This window comes from Rhodoferax sp. GW821-FHT09E07, assembly GCF_059416145.1.
Genome location: NZ_JBWKOP010000009.1, coordinates 150,497 through 166,419, shown reverse-complemented (window position 1 = coordinate 166,419; position 15,923 = coordinate 150,497). Strand labels below are relative to the sequence as shown.

At 63.9% G+C, this 15,923-nt stretch carries 15 protein-coding genes and 3 tRNA genes; 3 read left to right on the top strand and 15 right to left on the bottom strand.

Annotated features, from left to right (window positions below; all coding sequences use genetic code 11):
- The 12 genes from AC07OE_RS18655 to trpE form a co-directional block, all read right to left on the bottom strand.
- Positions 1–257 (bottom strand): GTP-binding protein (locus AC07OE_RS18655; RefSeq protein WP_495072074.1); only part of this gene is annotated, 257 nt, incomplete at its 3' end.
- An 84-nt stretch (positions 258–341) separates the two neighbouring features.
- Positions 342–416 (bottom strand) — tRNA-Thr (locus AC07OE_RS18650).
- Between the two features lie 61 nt (positions 417–477).
- Positions 478–551: transfer RNA gene (locus tag AC07OE_RS18645), tRNA-Gly, on the bottom strand.
- A 30-nt stretch (positions 552–581) separates the two neighbouring features.
- Positions 582–667 (bottom strand) — tRNA-Tyr (locus AC07OE_RS18640).
- Between the two features lie 66 nt (positions 668–733).
- A complete protein-coding gene (locus AC07OE_RS18635; protein WP_495072073.1) occupies positions 734–1,432 on the bottom strand; it encodes a uracil-DNA glycosylase in 699 nt (232 codons plus the stop codon).
- A gap of 3 nt (positions 1,433–1,435) precedes the next feature.
- Complete coding sequence (gene trpC, locus AC07OE_RS18630) at positions 1,436–2,227, bottom strand: indole-3-glycerol phosphate synthase TrpC (RefSeq protein ID WP_495072072.1); 792 nt, start codon at positions 2,225–2,227, stop codon at positions 1,436–1,438.
- A gap of 8 nt (positions 2,228–2,235) precedes the next feature.
- Positions 2,236–3,279 (bottom strand): anthranilate phosphoribosyltransferase, encoded by a 1,044-nt coding sequence (gene trpD, locus AC07OE_RS18625; RefSeq protein ID WP_495072071.1) that lies wholly within the window; start codon positions 3,277–3,279, stop codon positions 2,236–2,238.
- A gap of 10 nt (positions 3,280–3,289) precedes the next feature.
- Positions 3,290–3,949, bottom strand: coding sequence for a LysE family translocator (locus tag AC07OE_RS18620; RefSeq protein WP_495072070.1), 660 nt, complete (start codon positions 3,947–3,949; stop codon positions 3,290–3,292).
- A 10-nt stretch (positions 3,950–3,959) separates the two neighbouring features.
- Positions 3,960–5,006: a low-specificity L-threonine aldolase gene (gene ltaE, locus AC07OE_RS18615; protein ID WP_495072069.1), complete on the bottom strand. Its 1,047-nt coding sequence runs from the start codon at positions 5,004–5,006 to the stop codon at positions 3,960–3,962.
- Between the two features lie 8 nt (positions 5,007–5,014).
- Entirely contained in the window at positions 5,015–5,590 is a 576-nt protein-coding gene (locus tag AC07OE_RS18610; protein ID WP_495072068.1) for an anthranilate synthase component II, read from the bottom strand.
- The gene (locus AC07OE_RS18605; protein ID WP_495072067.1) at positions 5,587–5,907 is read right to left on the bottom strand and encodes a chorismate mutase; all 321 of its coding nucleotides are present in this window, start codon (positions 5,905–5,907) and stop codon (positions 5,587–5,589) included. Before AC07OE_RS18605 ends, AC07OE_RS18610 begins: the two co-directional genes overlap by 4 nt.
- Positions 5,904–7,421: an anthranilate synthase component I gene (trpE, locus tag AC07OE_RS18600; protein WP_495072066.1), complete on the bottom strand. Its 1,518-nt coding sequence runs from the start codon at positions 7,419–7,421 to the stop codon at positions 5,904–5,906. The genes AC07OE_RS18605 and trpE overlap by 4 nt, the downstream gene beginning before the upstream one ends.
- Before the next feature lie 396 nt (positions 7,422–7,817).
- On the opposite strand from trpE, the gene AC07OE_RS18595 reads away from it, so the two are divergent.
- From AC07OE_RS18595 to AC07OE_RS18585, 3 genes are all read left to right on the top strand, one after another.
- Positions 7,818–8,402, top strand: a complete 585-nt coding sequence (locus AC07OE_RS18595; protein ID WP_495072065.1) for a chalcone isomerase family protein — start codon at positions 7,818–7,820, stop codon at positions 8,400–8,402.
- A gap of 174 nt (positions 8,403–8,576) precedes the next feature.
- Positions 8,577–10,133: a methyl-accepting chemotaxis protein gene (locus tag AC07OE_RS18590; RefSeq protein WP_495072064.1), complete on the top strand. Its 1,557-nt coding sequence runs from the start codon at positions 8,577–8,579 to the stop codon at positions 10,131–10,133.
- 23 nt (positions 10,134–10,156) lie between these two features.
- Entirely contained in the window at positions 10,157–11,689 is a 1,533-nt protein-coding gene (locus tag AC07OE_RS18585) for a methyl-accepting chemotaxis protein (protein WP_495072063.1), read from the top strand.
- A 10-nt stretch (positions 11,690–11,699) separates the two neighbouring features.
- On the opposite strand, the gene gph is transcribed toward AC07OE_RS18585, so the two are convergent.
- From gph to rpe, 3 genes are read right to left on the bottom strand one after another with little or no spacing between them, the layout of a single operon-like run.
- Positions 11,700–12,410: a phosphoglycolate phosphatase gene (gene gph / locus AC07OE_RS18580; protein WP_495072062.1), complete on the bottom strand. Its 711-nt coding sequence runs from the start codon at positions 12,408–12,410 to the stop codon at positions 11,700–11,702.
- An 8-nt stretch (positions 12,411–12,418) separates the two neighbouring features.
- Positions 12,419–15,208, bottom strand: a complete 2,790-nt coding sequence (locus AC07OE_RS18575) for a putative bifunctional diguanylate cyclase/phosphodiesterase (RefSeq protein WP_495072061.1) — start codon at positions 15,206–15,208, stop codon at positions 12,419–12,421.
- Positions 15,209–15,235: 27 nt separating this feature from the next.
- The gene (gene rpe / locus AC07OE_RS18570) at positions 15,236–15,913 is read right to left on the bottom strand and encodes a ribulose-phosphate 3-epimerase (RefSeq protein WP_495072060.1); all 678 of its coding nucleotides are present in this window, start codon (positions 15,911–15,913) and stop codon (positions 15,236–15,238) included.
- Positions 15,914–15,923: the final 10 nt, after the last annotated feature.

Below are 15,923 nucleotides of genomic sequence, written 5' to 3'. Positions count from 1 at the left end.
GCGTGTCCGGGGCAGTCCACGTGGGCGTAGTGGCGGTTGGCCGTTTCGTATTCCACGTGGGCGGTGTTGATGGTAATGCCGCGTGCTTTTTCTTCAGGCGCTGCGTCGATCTGGTCGTACGCCTTGGCAGAGCCGCCAAACTTGGCTGCCAGCACAGTGGTGATAGCAGCAGTCAAGGTGGTCTTGCCGTGATCCACGTGGCCAATCGTGCCTACGTTGACGTGCGGCTTGGTTCGTGTGAATTTTTCTTTACCCATATATCGCTCCGAAAAGTAATGAGTTCAAACAATCAAATTCGCACTACCGCTATCACCAACATGCCAGCGGCAACGCTTTAAAAATGGTGCCCTTTGCGGGAATCGGACCCGCGACCTCTCCCTTACCAAGGGAGTGCTCTACCACTGAGCCAAAAGGGCAAAAGTTTGTCGCAGACAAACTTCAAAAACCTGCTTCACAAGCCAACGACAAACCGGATCCTGGAGCGGGGTAGGAGAATCGAACTCCTCGCTTTAGCTTGGAAGGCTAAGGTATTACCACTATACGAACCCCGCATGGGCTCATTCCAAAAATCAGCTTATCACTGGTGGAGAGGGCTGGATTCGAACCAGCGTACTCGTAAGAGGGCAGATTTACAGTCTGCTGCCATTAACCACTCGGCCACCTCTCCTTCGGTGAACCCCGGATTATGCCACGTTAATTTGCCTTCGTCATGAACTTGCACACAAATTTGCATTTAGGCAGTGCCATGCTCGTCGCGCCAGGCACGCGCCTGCGAGAAATGCCCACAGCCGATGAAGGGAACGGGCGGGCGCAGCGCTGACAGGGGCGAAGGATGGTTGGCCGTGAGCACCAGATGGCGACTGGCGTCGATCAGCGCACGCTTGCTTTGGGCATGCGCGCCCCAGAGCATGAAGACGGCCGGGGCAGCGTCTTGCGACACCTGGCGGATCACAGCGTCCGTCAGCACCTCCCAGCCCTTGCCGGAATGGCTGGCGGGCTGGCCCTCCTCCACCGTCAGGCAGGTGTTGAGCAGCAGCACGCCTTTTTGCGCCCACTTCACCAGGCTGCCGCCGGGTTGCGGGAAAGCGGGTGGTGGCGTGCCCAGATCGCGCTGCAGCTCCTTGAAGATATTGCGCAGTGACGGGGGGGACGCCACGCCCGGCGCCACGGAGAAGGCCAACCCTTCGGCCTGGCCGCGCCCATGGTACGGGTCTTGGCCCAGGATGACCACGCGCACGGATTCGGGCGGCGTGAGCTCTAGCGCACGCAACGGCTGGGGCGGAAACACCACCGCGCCAGCCTCCAGCCGCTGCTGCAGGAACTGCAGCAGGCCCTGCCCCGCCTCGGCGGCGAAAAAGCGGTCGGTCAGTGCCTGCCAGCCCGGCGCCACGGGCCACGCGGCGGGATCGGCACTCTGCAACTGGTCTGCCATGGCTCAACCGCCAAACAGGGCGTCCAGTGCCTCGCCCGGCTCAGGCGCGCGCATGAAGGCCTCGCCCACGAGGAAGGCATTGACGCCCGCCGCACCCATGCGCAAGACATCCTCACGGGTGTGGATTCCGCTTTCGGTCACCAGCAGGCGGTCTGCCGGCACCAGGGCTTTGAGGGCCAGCGTGGTGTCCAGCGAGACCTCGAAGGTCTTGAGGTTGCGGTTGTTGATGCCAATCAGCGGCGTCTTGAGCTTGAGAGCGCGCTCCAACTCGGGCTGGTCGTGCACTTCCACCAGAACCGCCATGTCCAGGCCGCGGGCGATGGCTTCAAACTCACGCATCTGGGAATCGTCCACGCAGGCGGCGATGAGCAGGATGGCATCGGCGCCCATGGCGCGCGATTCGTAGATTTGGTAGGCATCGACCATGAAATCCTTGCGCAGCACCGGCAGTTGGCAACTGGCCCGGGCCTGCTTCAGGTAGTCGATTTCGCCCTGGAAAAACTGCACATCAGTAAGCACTGACAAGCAGGCGGCACCATATTCGGCGTAGCTTTGCGCAATGTCGGCGGGAATGAAGTCGGCCCGCAACACGCCCTTGGACGGGCTGGCTTTCTTGACCTCGGCAATGACCGCTGGCTTGCCGGCCGCCACCTTGGCGCGCAGCGCGCCCACAAAATCACGCGTCAGCACGCGCGATTCGGCGTCGGCGCGCACCACTTCCAGCGATTTGCGCTTGCGGGCCGCCGCCACCTCCTGGTGTTTGACGGCTACGATTTTGTCCAGAATGTCGCTCATAAGGTTTCCTAGTGGGCCAGGCGGGCAGAGAGTGCCACCAAGGCATCGAGCTTGGCTTTCGCCGCTCCTGATTCGATAGCTGCTCGGGCAAGCGCGATGCCGACCTCCATGGTTTTGGCCACATTGGCCGCGTACAGCGCCACACCGGCATTGAGGATCACGATGTCCTTGGCCGGGCCGGCCTGGTTGTTCAACACTCCCAGCAGCATGGCGCGCGAGTCTTCGGCGGTTTCCACCTTGAGGGCACGGTTGCTGGCCATGACCATGCCAAAGTCCTCGGGGTGGATCTCGTACTCGCGAATCTCACCGTCCTTGAGCTCACCCACCATGGTGCCGGCGCCCAGGCTCACCTCGTCCATGCCATCGCGGCCATAAACCACGATGGCGTGCTCGGCGCCCAGGCGCTGCAGCGCGCGCACCTGGATGCCCACCAGATCGGCATGGAACACACCCATGAGGATGTTGGGCGCGCCGGCCGGGTTGGTCAGCGGACCCAGGATGTTGAAGATGGTGCGCACGCCCATCTCCTTGCGCACCGGTGCCACGTTTTTCATGGCGGGGTGGTGGTTGGGCGCGAACATGAAGCCAATGCCCTGCTCGGCAATGCACTGGGCGATCTGCTCGGGCTTGAGGTTGATGTTCAGGCCCAAAGCCTCCAGCACATCGGCGCTGCCGCTCTTGCTGCTGACGCTGCGCCCGCCGTGCTTGCTGACCTTGGCACCCGCGGCGGCGGCCACGAACATGCTGCAGGTGGAGATATTGAAGGTGTGCGAGCCATCACCGCCGGTCCCTACGATGTCCACCAAATGGGTTTTGTCGGCCACTTCCACCTTGGTGGAAAACTCGCGCATCACCTGCGCGGCGGCGGTGATCTCGCCGATGGTCTCTTTTTTGACGCGCAGCCCCGTGATCAGGGCGGCCATCATGACGGGCGACATCTCGCCGGACATGATCTGGCGCATCAGGTGCAGCATCTCGTCGTGAAAAATCTCGCGGTGCTCGATGGTGCGTTGCAGGGCTTCCTGCGGGGTGATTTTGGCAGTCTGGGTCATGTCCATGTCCTTAAGCCTTGGGCGCTGCGGTCAGCGCCAGTTTGATTCCGAATCCTACAAACATCGCGCCGGCCACACGGTCCAGCCAATGCATGCTCTTTTGCACCACACCGGCACGGCGGGCCAGCCAGGCGGCCGCCACGGCCCAGCCCAGGTTCACCCACAGGGCATTGAAGTTAAACAGCAGACCCAGCAGCAAAAAGGCCAGCGGCTTGTTCTCCACGCCCGGGGCGATGAACTGCGGCACAAAGGCCAGGAAGAACAGCGCCACCTTGGGGTTGAGCGCATTGGTCCAGAAACCGCGCAGGAAGATGGTTTTGAAGCCATTTTGATCTGTAGCCCCCGTGGAATCTGCGCCAGCAGCTCCCAATTGCATAGCAGATCCACCCGTGGCCAGCAGCAGGCGCAGCCCCACATAGACCAGGTAGGCGGCGCCCGCCCACTTGAGAATGGTGAACGCCGTGGCCGACGCAGCCATCAGCGCGCTCACGCCCACGGCGGCCGCAAAGATGTGCACAAAGCAGCCCGCCGTGATGCCCAGCGCGGCCACCATGCCGGCGCGCGCGCCGCGGCGCAGTGCGTGGGTGACGATGTAGAGCACGTCCGGCCCGGGTGTGAGGTTGAGCAGCACGCCGGCCGCCATGAAGAGCAAGAGTTGGTCGATTGCCATGCCCTGCCCCCTAGGCCGCGTTGGCGAAAAACTGGCGGATGCTGGCAATGGCGTGGTCCACACCGGCCGCATCCACATCCAGATGCGTCACAAAGCGCAGGCGGTACAGACCGTTGCCGCGCACGCCATGGGCAGCCAGGTGGGCCAGCAGGTCGTTGGCACGCGCACGCGCCGCGCCCTCCAGGTCCACAAACACGATGTTGGTCTGCGGTGCCTCTACCACCAGGCCGTCGATACCCGCCAGCCCATCGGCCAGGCGGCGCGCCAACGCGTGGTCATCCGCCAGGCGGCGCACATGGTGGTCCAGCGCGTAGCTGGCGGCCGCGGCTAGAAAACCGGCCTGGCGCATGCCGCCGCCGGCCATCTTGCGCAGGCGCACGGCGCGGGCGATCAGCGCCTTGCTGCCGCAAAGCGCCGAGCCCACAGGTGCGCCCAGCCCTTTGCTGAAGCAGACCGACACGCTGTCAAAGCACTGGGCAATCGCCTTGGCTTCGGCGTAGGCGTCGGTGCCACGCTCGGCGGCTTGCGCCACCGCGGCGTTGAACAGGCGCGCGCCGTCCAGGTGCCGGGCCAGGCCCTTGCTACGTGCCAAGTCGGTCGCGGCCTGCACATAGCTAAAGGGCAGCAGCTTGCCGCCCCAGGTGTTTTCCAGCGCCAACAATCGGGTACGGGCAAAGTGGACGTCGTCGGGCTTGATAGCTGCCTCGATATCGGCCAGCGCCAGCGAACCATCTGGCTGGTGGTTCAGCGGCTGCGGCTGCACGCTGCCCAGCACCGCGGCGCCGCCACCTTCCCAGCGGTAGGTGTGGGCCATCTGGCCCACGATGTACTCGTCTCCGCGCTGGCAGTGGGCCAGGATGGCGCACAGGTTGCTCTGCGTCCCCGTGGGCATAAACAGAGCGGCTTCAAAGCCCAGCAGCGCGGCAATCTTGTCTTGCAGCGCGTTGACGCTGGGGTCATCGCCATACACGTCGTCGCCCAGGGGCGCGGCGAACATGGCATCGCGCATGGCGGCGGTGGGCTGGGTAACGGTGTCACTGCGCAAATCAACGGTCATGGCAGGCCTCATTGCAGAAAGTTTTTCAGCATGGCGTGGCCGTGCTCGGTGAGGATGCTTTCCGGGTGAAACTGCACGCCCTCCATGCGCTGCGCAAACGGCAGGCCGGTGTGGCGCACGCCCATGATTTCCCCGTCGTCGGTCCACGCGGTCACGGCCAATTCCTTGGGGCAGTTCGCGCGCTCGATGGCCAGCGAGTGGTAGCGGTTCACGGTGAACTGCTGCGGCAGACCGGCAAACACGCCCTCTTGCGTGGTGGTGATCACGCTGGTCTTGCCATGCATGAGTTCCTGCGCACGGATGATCTTGCCGCCCAGCGCGGCACCAATGCTCTGGTGGCCCAGGCAGACGCCCAGGATGGGTAGCTTGCCCATGAAGTGCTGGATGGCCGCCACCGAAATGCCGGCCTCGGCCGGCGAGCAGGGGCCGGGGGAAATCACCAGGCGATCGGCTTGGCGCTCGGCGATGCCTTCGAGCGTGATTTCGTCGTTGCGGAACACCTCCACCTCGGCGCCCAGTTCGCCAAAGTACTGGACGATGTTGAAGGTGAACGAATCGTAGTTGTCGATCATCACGAGTTTCATGCTGTCTCTCCTTGGCGCAGGCGGGCAAACTCCCGGTGCTCAAATGCAATGGATGCGTCCATCAGGGCGCGGTAGGCGGCTTCCACCACCTCGGGCTGGCCGCCCAGCTCGGCGGCCATGCGGCGCACGCGGGCGGCGATGAATTCGATGCGTTCCTGGTCATGCACCTTGGCAGCATCCTGCTTGATGCGGGCGGCTTGGCTCATGTAGCCGGTGCGCTCCACCAGCAGCGCGGTGATGCGCTCGTCCAGCGCGTCGATGTGGCTGCGCACCTCGGCCATGGTTTCGCAGTGTCGGGCGTGGGGTTGGGTGCTCATTGCAGGCCCTCCTCCACCAGTTCGGCTGCGCGCAGCAGCGCACGCGCCTTGGCCTCGGTTTCCTTCCACTCCAGCTCGGGCACGCTGTCGGCCACCACGCCAGCGGCGGCCTGCACGTAGAGCACCTGGTCCTTGATGATGCCGGTGCGGATGGCAATAGCCACGTCCATGTCGCCCGCGTAGCTCAAGTAACCACAGGCGCCGCCGTAAATGCCGCGCTTGATGGGTTCGAGCTGGTCGATCACCTCCATGGCGTGCACCTTGGGTGCACCCGTCAGCGTGCCGGCCGGGAAGGTGGCCTTGAGCACGTCCATGCTGGTCATGCCCTCGTTCAACGTGCCTTCCACATTGCTCACGATGTGCATGACGTGGCTGTAACGCTCGACGATGAAGGCGTCGGTCACCTTGACCGAGCCGATCTGCGCGATGCGGCCGATGTCGTTGCGTGCCAGGTCGATCAGCATCACGTGCTCGGCGCGCTCCTTGGGATCTGCAATCAGTTCCACCTCGGCCGCCTTGTCCAGCTCGGGGGTGGCGCCGCGCGGGCGGGTGCCGGCCAGGGGGCGGATCGTCACCTTGGTGCCGGCCTTCCCGTCGACGCTGACCTGCTCCTGGCGCACCAGAATCTCCGGCGACGCGCCCACCACGTGGAAGTCGCCAAAGTTGTAGAAGTACATGTAGGGGCTGGGGTTCAGCGTGCGCAGGGCGCGGTACAGGCTGAGCGGCGACGCGGTAAAGCGTTTCTTGATGCGCTGACCCACCTGCACCTGCATGAAGTCGCCCCCAGCAATCATCTCTTTGGCGCGCACCACGGCGGCAATGTAGTCGGCCTTGGCAAAGTCGCGCTGGGCCTCAAAGCTTTGCGAGGGTTGTATGTCGGGCGCGCTCACCGCCTGCGCCAGCTTGGCCTTCAGTTCGGTCAGGCGCGCCTGGCCGGCGGCGTAGGCATTGGGCGCCGCAGGATCCACATAGACCATGAGGTGCAGCTTGCCCGAGAGGTTGTCGATCACGGCCAGCTCTTCGCACTGCAGCAGCAGGATGTCGGGAGTGCCCAGCTCGTCGGGCGGACAGGTGGCTTGCAGCTTTTTCTCGATATACCGCACGGCATCGTAGCCAAAGTATCCAGCCAGGCCACCGCAAAAACGCGGCATGCCGGGCTGCAGCGCCACCTTGAAACGCTGTTGGTACTGGGCGATGAAGTCCAGCGGGTTGGTGCTGGAGGTTTCCACCACCACGCCGTCGGTCACCACCTCGGTACGGGCGTCGGCGCCAAAGCCGCTGGCGCGCAGCAGGGTGCGGGCCGGCAGGCCGATGAAGCTGTAGCGGCCAAAACGCTCGCCGCCGACCACCGACTCCAGCAAAAAGCTGTGGGCAGCGGGCTCGGCGGCGCCCTCGGCACGGGCCAGCTTCAGGTACAGGGAGAGCGGGGTTTCCAGGTCGGCAAAGGCCTGGGTGGTCAGGGGGATGCGGTTGTAGCCTTGCGCGCGCAGCGCATGGAACTCGGATTCGGTCATGGGGGCGGGGCCTCTCAAATCACACTGTCATTTGGTTGCTGGCAGCCGGAGCTGCAGCCACAAAGGGTGCGCGCAATAGATCGGAGGGGAATCCGTGCCACTTGACCGCGCAAAGCTCAGGAACCGTGCGCGTTGGCCGCTAGAAACGCGGCCGGCAGGTGTTAGAGCCCAGGCACAACAGACGAGGTACGCCAGGGCCAGGCTCCCCGGTCGCTAAGACCCATTCTGCTGATGTGGTGGATAAACATGACGTGCAGTGTAGCAAACCCTCAGCCCCCCGTGCCGGGGCAAATTTTGCGTCACCCGCAAAAACCCTGATGTACAGTGGCCGAGAACCTAGGACAATGCGCCCATTGCAAAAACGAACGGTCGTTCCTTTTTAAGGATTCCTCTTTCATGACACTCCCCAAATTCCTGCTTGCCGGCCTGGTTTCCCTGGTGGTGGCGGGCTCCGCCCTCGCAGCCACACAAGATATCAGTGGCGTCAAAGTTGAAGATAGCGCCACGGTGGCAGGCACCAAGCTGCAGCTCAACGGGGCCGGCATCCGCTACAAGGCCGTGTTCAAAGTCTATGTCGGTGAGCTGTACACCACCCAAAAAGTCAGTTCGTTGGAGGAGTTGGTCGCAGCTCCCGGCCCCAAACGCCTGACCATGACCTTCCTGCGTGAAATCGAAGCGGGCCCGTTTGGCAAGCTCTTGACCCGTGGCGTGGAAGACAACGTACCCAAGAACGAAATGTCCAAGCTGGTACCCGGCCTGATCCGCATGGGCGACATCTTCACCGTGAACAAGGCACTAATGCCTGGCGACGTCATCCTGCTGGACTGGATTCCGGGCACCGGCATGGTGGTCACTGCCAAGGGCAAGGTGCAGGGTGAGCCGTTCAAGGAACCGGAATTCTTCAAGGCCATCATGTCCATCTGGTTCGGCACATCCCCCGCAGATTTCAAACTCAAGGACGCACTCCTGGGTGTGAAGTAACCCCGCTGCGCGGTGCCGCACCAGCGGCCACGCTTTGAAAAGCCTGCCTGGCGCACGCCATCGCAGGCTTTTTTGTGCCTATGCATTCCACATTAAGGGATGACAGGGGCACGCAATCCTTGTAGTCTGTGAGCGCTTGCTGTATCCGGTCGCCCTCACGCAAAGGATTTCGCTATGAAGCTCAGTCTCAAACTGCCCCTAGCATTCGCGGTAGCCCTGGCCCTGCTCTTTGTAGGAGGGTTGTTTGGCATCACCCAGCTCAACCACGCGGTGGACAGCTACAAGGTGGAAGTTCTGCGCCACGTAGCAGCCAACAAAAAGGCCGCCGACATCGCGGGCGACTTTGCCACCGCGGTGCAGGAATGGAAGAACGTGCTTCTGCGCGGCAAGGAGCCGAAGGATCTGGAGAAGTACTGGTCTGCCCATTTGAAGGAAATGAAGTCCGTCGGTGAGGGTCTGCAGACGTTGAACTCCATGCTGGAGGATGGTGAGAGCAAGGTCACCGCCCAGAAGCTGGCTGCCGCCATGCAGGTGGCCGCTGAGGGCTACCAAAAAGGCATAGAAGACTACAAGGCCAACGGCATGGACTTCCAGGCCGGTGACAAGGCAGCACGTGGCAAGGACCGCGATGCCGTGGCCCTGATGGGCGACCTGCGAGCCCAACTCTCACAAAAAGAGAAGGCGGCGTCAGAAGCCGCCAGCGCCGAGGCCGCGCGCGGCAGTCAAATGGCCTATGCCGTGATGGTGCTGGTCACGCTGGCCGGTCTGGCTGGCAGCATCTGGCTGAGTCGCCAGATTGTGCGACCGCTGAGCGAGGCCGTGACGGTGGCAGACAAGGTGGCCAACGGGGACCTGACTTCACAGCTGCATATCCAGGGACGCGACGAGGTGGCCGCGCTGATGACGTCGTTGCAAACCATGCAGGCCAGCCTGTCCCGGCTAGTCACCAAGGTGCGTGAGGGCTCGCAAGGCGTCGCCCACGCGAGCGCCGAAATTGCACAGGGCAACCATGACCTGTCTGCACGCACGGAGCAGCAGGCCAGTGCGCTGCAGCAAACGGCCGCCAGCATGGAGGAGTTGGGCGCCACCGTGAGCCGCAGCGCCGACAGCGCCCGCCAGGCCAACCAGATGGCGACCAACGCGTCCAGCGTGGCCCTGCAAGGCGGGGAAGTGGTGAGCCAGGTGGTGCAAACGATGAAAGGCATCAACGAGGCCTCCAACAAGATCGCCGACATCATCAGCGTTATCGACGGCATTGCCTTTCAGACCAACATCCTGGCGCTCAACGCCGCGGTGGAAGCCGCCCGCGCGGGCGAACAAGGTCGAGGGTTTGCCGTGGTGGCCTCCGAGGTGCGTGCCCTGGCGGGCCGCAGCGCCGAGGCTGCCAAGGAGATCAAGCAACTCATCAGCACCAGCGTGGAGCGCGTGGAGCAAGGCACGGCGCTGGTGGACCAGGCCGGCAGCACCATGAGCGAGGTGGTGGACTCCATCCGCCGTGTCACGGACATGATGGGCGAAATCAGTGCGGCCAGTTCAGAGCAGAACACCGGCGTGACCCAGGTGAGCGAGGCGGTATCACAGATCGATCAAGCGACGCAACAGAACGCCGCACTGGTGGAACAGATGGCCGCGGCTGCCTCCGGCCTCAAGAGCCAGGCGCAAGACCTGGTGGAGCTGGTCGCCGTGTTCAAGCTGGGCGGCCAGAACGCATCACCAGCCCTGGCCCACTAACTTCTCGCGTGTTGGGAGACACCATGAAACTGCGACACCAAATCATTGCACTGGGCCTGGTCGGCGCGCTGGCGGCCGCCCTGGTGGGTGGCATCGGCCTGATACAGACCAACCGATTGGCAAGCGCCATCGATGAATCGGAGGCCATGTCCAGCGCGCTGCAAAGCAGCCAGGAGGCCGACATGATGCATGACGCTGTGCGCGGCGACGTGCTGCTGGCCCTTCTGGGCGCCAGCACCCACAACGAGGAGCAAATGGCCGAGGCCAAAAAAGGGCTGGATGAGCATGCCAAGGTGTTTACCGAGGCCCTCAAGCGCCTGGAGGAACATCCCATCTCGGACGATGTGCGGGCCATGCTGAAAACCACGTTGCCCATGGTAGCCAGCTATGTGGAGGCCGGCCGGAAAGTGCAGGCCCTGGCCATCCAGGACCCTGCGGCGGCACAGGCCGCGGTGGCGGATTTTCAGAAGGCTTTCAGCGCGCTGGAGAAGCAGATGGCAGAACAGGCCGACGGCATTGAGGCCAGCGTGAAGGCCGCGCGTGCGGCCTCCAACGCCAGCGTGACGTCGTCCAAGATGCAGGTCAGCATCACCTGGGCCCTGGCCACCGTGCTGCTGATCTCAGGAGCGCTCTACCTGGCCAAGCAGCTGTCCCAGCCGCTATCCCATGCGGTGTCCATCGCCGACGCGCTGGCCGCGGGAGACCTGGCCACCGCGGTGCACCCCTCCGGCAGCGACGAGACAGTGCAGCTGCTGGGTGCCATGGCGCGCATGCAGGAGAGCTTCGGCACCACGGTGCGCAGTGTCAAGACCAATGCAGACCGTGTGGCGGTCACCAGCGCGGAAATAGCCCAGGGCAACAACGACCTGTCCGCTCGCACGGAGCAACAGGCCAGCGCATTGGAGGAAACCGCATCGTCCATGGCCGAGCTGGGCTCCACCGTCAAGCAAAACGCCGACTCGGCGCGCGAGGCCAACCAACTGGCCACGATCGCCAGCACCGTCGCCGTCAAGGGCGGAGAGGTAGTGGGCCAGGTCGTGGAGACCATGAAAGGCATTGTGGATGCCAGCCGCAAGATCGGCGACATCATCAGCGTCATCGATGGCATCGCCTTTCAGACCAACATCCTGGCCCTGAATGCGGCGGTGGAGGCGGCCCGTGCCGGCGAGCAAGGCCGGGGATTTGCCGTGGTGGCCAGCGAAGTACGGTCACTGGCCGGACGCAGTGCGGAGGCAGCCAAGGAAATCAAGAGCCTGATTGGCGCAAGTGTGGAGCGTGTGGAACAAGGCACCGCATTGGTCGACCAAGCTGGCACCACCATGACCGAAGTGGTCAGCTCCATCCAACGTGTGACCCAGATCATGGGTGAAATCTCGGCCGCCAGCTCCGAGCAAAGTGCCGGAGTTGCCCAGGTAGGCCAAGCCGTGACCCAGATGGACCACGCCACCCAGCAGAATGCGGCCTTGGTGGAGCAGATGGCTGCCGCTGCCAGCAGCCTGAAATCCCAGGCGCAAGACCTGGTGCAAGGGGTTGCCGTGTTCAAGCTGGGGGCTTAGCCCCTTCGCGTCAGGCCCGCCAAGGCAGATCAGCAAGGGTGTCCACGACCGCATCCGCGTCCACCGCGGCGACGGGCTCACCATGGTTGTAGCCATAGCTGACGAGCAACACCGGGCAGCCTGCGGCACGCGCGGCCTGGGCATCGTTGCTGGAGTCTCCCACCATCAGGGTGCGCGCAGGCGCACTGCCCAGCAGTTCACAGGCATGCAGCAAGGGCATGGGATCGGGTTTTTTACGCGCCACCGCGTCCCCCCCCACGGTGTGCAGAAAGAACCCTGCCAACCCCTTGTCTGCCAGCAATGCGCGGGCAAACGCGGTGGGCTTGTTGGTCACACAGGCCAGCCGCAAGCCTGCGGCCTGGCACTGTGCCAACCCCTGCAGCGCACCGGGGTAGACGCTGGAGTAGCAGCCGTTCACATCGGGGTAATGGCGCTGGTAGCTGGACCAGGCCGCATCAAAAATTGCTCCTGAATTTATAGCTACTTGTTCAGCATCCACGAGGGATAATAGGCTTTTTATCAAGTTCTCCGAACCTTTTCCGACCAGCCGCTCCACCAGCACACGGTCTACCGCAAAGTCCCGGTAAGGTGCGGGCAAGTCGCCCAGCATGCGCTGCAGGGCTTCCACAAAGTCACCCAGGGTGTCGACCAGCGTTCCATCCAGGTCCACGATGGCGGCATCAAATGCGGGCAGCGCCCAAGGCAAGGTTTTCAAGGTCATTCCGAGAATCAGAGAGGGTGGGGGCCGGACTGGATCCACATCACCAACGGTGCGACATCCATGGGTTTGGCAAACAAGTAACCCTGGCCTTCGGCGCAGCCCAGCTCGGCCATCAGACGGGCCTGCTCAGGGGTTTCGATGCCCTCGGCCACGGTGCCCAGCCCCAGGGTGTGCGCCATGCGCAGCGTGGCCTCTATCAGCACCCGGTGGTACTCACTGTCACTGGCCTGGCTGACAAAAGAGCGGTCAATCTTCACAGTGTTCACCGGCAGCTGGTGCAGGCAGGACAGCGACGAGTAGCCCGTGCCAAAGTCGTCCAGCGCCAGCCCCACGCCCAGTGCGCGGATCTCGCACAGGGTTTGCTGCACCGACGCGTCCTGCGCGGCCAGGCTTTCCGTCACTTCAAGGACCAGTTGGTGGGGCGACATGCTGGTGTCGCGCAGCGCCTCCTGGATATCCACCACCAGCCGCGGCTGGCGCAGCTGGGCGCGCGAGAGATTCACGGCCACCAGGGGCGGCGCCATGGCGCCCAGCTGTTGCTGCAGGCGCTCGAAGGTGCGGCATGCCTGCTGCAGCACGAACTGCCCCACGGCGTCGATCAACCCACAGGCCTCGGCCAGCGGAATGAAGTCGGCCGGCGAGACCAGACCACGCTGCGGGTGGCGCCAACGGGCCAGGGCCTCAATGCCCGCCACGGTGTTGCCGGGCAGGTGCACCACGGGCTGGTACTGCACAAAAATCTCGCCATTGGGCAGCGCCTGGCGCAGGTCGTTTTCCAGTGCTACCGAGGCACTGACGTCCGATCGCATGGAGGGTTCGAACAGCACGTAGCGGGCGCGCCCGGCGCGCTTGGCCTCGTACATGGCGATGTCGGCGTCGCGCAGCACGCTGTCGGCATCCAGCTCGGCATGGGTGCTGGTGACGATGCCGATGCTCACGGTCGAGGTGATGCGGTGCGACCCCACGGTGTAGGGCACGGCCAGCACGTCCAGCAAACGGCTGGCGACGATCTCGGCGTCCAGATCACCACGCATGTCGTCCAGCAGCACCACAAATTCGTCACCCCCAATGCGGGCAGCAATCTGCTGAAAGTCACTGGTGTGCACAAAACTGTCGCCGGGCCGCAAGCTCTCTTGCAGGCGGCGCGCGATCTGGCGCAGCAGCTCGTCGCCCACGCTGTGGCCCAGCGTGTCGTTGACCTGCTTGAAGCGGTCAAAGTCCATGAACAGCACGGCGAAGTGGTAGCCGGGCTGCGCCTTGTGGCGCTCAATGGCAGCGCGGATCAGGTCCACCACCACCGCGCGGTTGGGCAACTGGGTCAGCCCATCGGTACGCGCGGCCACGCGGAGCTGTTGCTCCATGGCCTTTTGGGCGTTCACATCCATGGCCACGCCGGCCATGCGCACCGCACGCCCCTGCGGATTGCGGTCGGCCACGGTACCCGCAAACATGATCCAGACCCAGCGCCCACTGAGGTGGCGCGCCCGTACCGCCAGGCGGTGTGGCAGCGAGGGATCCTGCAGGTGCTGGCGCATGGACTGCTGCCAATGCCCCCGATCCTCCGGATGGATCAGGGCGTTCCAGAAGGTCGCTGTCATGTCCATCTCTCCCAGCGCGTAGCCCAGGATGGTGTGCATGCGCAGGTTGCAGTGGATGGTGTCTGCCACCATGTCCCAGTGCCAGATACCCAGGCCAGCGCCGTCCACCGCCAAAGACAGCAACTGCTGCTGCTGGCGCATCGCGGTCAGGTCCGTCGCCACCAGCACCCATCCGCTCAACGTGCCCTGCTCATCGTTGATAGGTTGCATGTCCACCAGCACCCAGCCCACCTCTGTGCCCTTGACGCTGATGCGCATCTCGCGCTTGATGCCCTGGCCTGCCCGCAACGCTTTGCTGAATTCAGCAAACCGCGCCGGGTCCGCACTGCGTGCCTTCAGCAGGGTGCCAAGGCGCCGGCCTTGCGCCCGTGCCGGTGCATAGGCGGTAAGTTCGGAAAACGCCTCGTTGACCCACACCACGCGGTGGTTTTCATCGGTCACGGCCATGGCATTGGAGCTGAGCTCAGCCACCATCGCCAGGCGTTTGAGCCGGTCGGTCTGGCCGGCCAAAGTGCGGTACTGGCGGCGTACCGCGCGTGCCGTGGGCTCTACGAGAAACAGCCCCAGCAGCACAAACAGGAACAGTGCACCGCCGGTCAGCCACCGCATCGTGAGCACCGCATCCTGGCTGCGCTCAACCGCCGTGTTCTGCACCTGCACCACCAGGTCGCCGCTGGCCAGCAAAGACTGGTCCAACTCGGCCTGCAGCACGTCCTGCGCCCGGATCAGGGCTTGCGTATCGTGCAGGGAGGCCTGCAGCAGCACCGCCTTGACGTCATTCCACAAACTGTTGCGGCTGCGCTCCCAACGCATCTGCGCCTGCTGCAGTGCCACGCCAGCCAGAGATTCCGAACGCGTTTGCTGGGCCAACAGCGCTTCCAGGTGCTGCGCCTGAATCTGTGACAAGGCCAGGGTGTCTGACAAGGGGTTGGCCTCGGAGGAGCCCTGGGGGTGCAAGGCCAGTCGGGCCGCTTGCACGCCCAAGCGCTGCGTGATGGCACTTTGTTCCGCCGCCACCCGGATGATTTCCATATCGAGCTGGCGTACCTGCTCGGAATGCCCCAGGCGCACCGCGCGCACGGTGGCCAGCATGGCCAGGATCAGCAGCGTGGCATACATGGCCACGCGTACCCGGCGGTGGGCGCCGCCCTCCCCCATGACGGCACTAAACCAGTGCACGGGTGGGCGGCTGGGATCCACGGGTGGCGTGGGCGTGGTCAATGCAGGTCAGCCCCGCAGCGCAGCGCGCATGGCGTCAACGACGCTCTTGTAATCCGGCTTGCCGAAGATGGCGCTGCCGGCCACAAAGGTGTCAGCCCCCGCATCAGCCACGCGGCGGATGTTGTCCGTCTTGATGCCGCCGTCCACCTCCAGGCGGATGTCCTTGCCGGAGGCATCGATGCGTTTGCGCACGTCTTCGATCTTGCGCAGTGCGGAGTCAATGAAGCTCTGCCCGCCAAAGCCGGGGTTCACGCTCATGATCAGGATGAGGTCGATGTCCTCGATCACCCAGTCCAGCACATCCAGCGGCTCGGCCGGGTTGAATACCAAACCGGCTTTGACGCCCTTGCTTTTGATGGCCTGGATGCTGCGGTGCACATGGCCCGAGGCATCGGGGTGGAAACTGATGTAATCGGCTCCGGCTTCGGCGAAGCTGGCGGCCAGCGCATCCACGGGCGAGATCATCAGGTGCACATCAATCGGCACGGCCACACCGGCCGCCGTCTTGGCGTGCGGCTTCAAGGCGCTGCAGATCATGGGGCCGAAGGTCAGGTTGGGCACGTAATGGTTGTCCATGACGTCAAAGTGGATCCAATCGGAGCCCGCGGCGATCACGTTTTTGACCTCCTCCCCCAGGCGGGCGAAGTCGGCAGACAGGATGGAGGGGGCAATGCGGTACGTCATGGCAGGGGCT

What these genes read in the sequence shown, in the direction of transcription:
- AC07OE_RS18635 (WP_495072073.1), bottom strand. Translation starts at nt 1,432, where the DNA reads ATGGCAGACCAGTTGCAGAGTGCCGATCCCGCCGCGTGGCCCGTGGCG.
- trpC (WP_495072072.1), bottom strand. Translation starts at nt 2,227, where the DNA reads ATGAGCGACATTCTGGACAAAATCGTAGCCGTCAAACACCAGGAGGTG.
- trpD (WP_495072071.1), bottom strand. Translation starts at nt 3,279, where the DNA reads ATGACCCAGACTGCCAAAATCACCCCGCAGGAAGCCCTGCAACGCACC.
- AC07OE_RS18620 (WP_495072070.1), bottom strand. Translation starts at nt 3,949, where the DNA reads ATGGCAATCGACCAACTCTTGCTCTTCATGGCGGCCGGCGTGCTGCTC.
- ltaE (WP_495072069.1), bottom strand. Translation starts at nt 5,006, where the DNA reads ATGACCGTTGATTTGCGCAGTGACACCGTTACCCAGCCCACCGCCGCC.
- AC07OE_RS18610 (WP_495072068.1), bottom strand. Translation starts at nt 5,590, where the DNA reads ATGAAACTCGTGATGATCGACAACTACGATTCGTTCACCTTCAACATC.
- AC07OE_RS18605 (WP_495072067.1), bottom strand. Translation starts at nt 5,907, where the DNA reads ATGAGCACCCAACCCCACGCCCGACACTGCGAAACCATGGCCGAGGTG.
- trpE (WP_495072066.1), bottom strand. Translation starts at nt 7,421, where the DNA reads ATGACCGAATCCGAGTTCCATGCGCTGCGCGCGCAAGGCTACAACCGC.
- AC07OE_RS18595 (WP_495072065.1), top strand. Translation starts at nt 7,818, where the DNA reads ATGACACTCCCCAAATTCCTGCTTGCCGGCCTGGTTTCCCTGGTGGTG.
- AC07OE_RS18590 (WP_495072064.1), top strand. Translation starts at nt 8,577, where the DNA reads ATGAAGCTCAGTCTCAAACTGCCCCTAGCATTCGCGGTAGCCCTGGCC.
- AC07OE_RS18585 (WP_495072063.1), top strand. Translation starts at nt 10,157, where the DNA reads ATGAAACTGCGACACCAAATCATTGCACTGGGCCTGGTCGGCGCGCTG.
- gph (WP_495072062.1), bottom strand. Translation starts at nt 12,410, where the DNA reads ATGACCTTGAAAACCTTGCCTTGGGCGCTGCCCGCATTTGATGCCGCC.
- rpe (WP_495072060.1), bottom strand. Translation starts at nt 15,913, where the DNA reads ATGACGTACCGCATTGCCCCCTCCATCCTGTCTGCCGACTTCGCCCGC.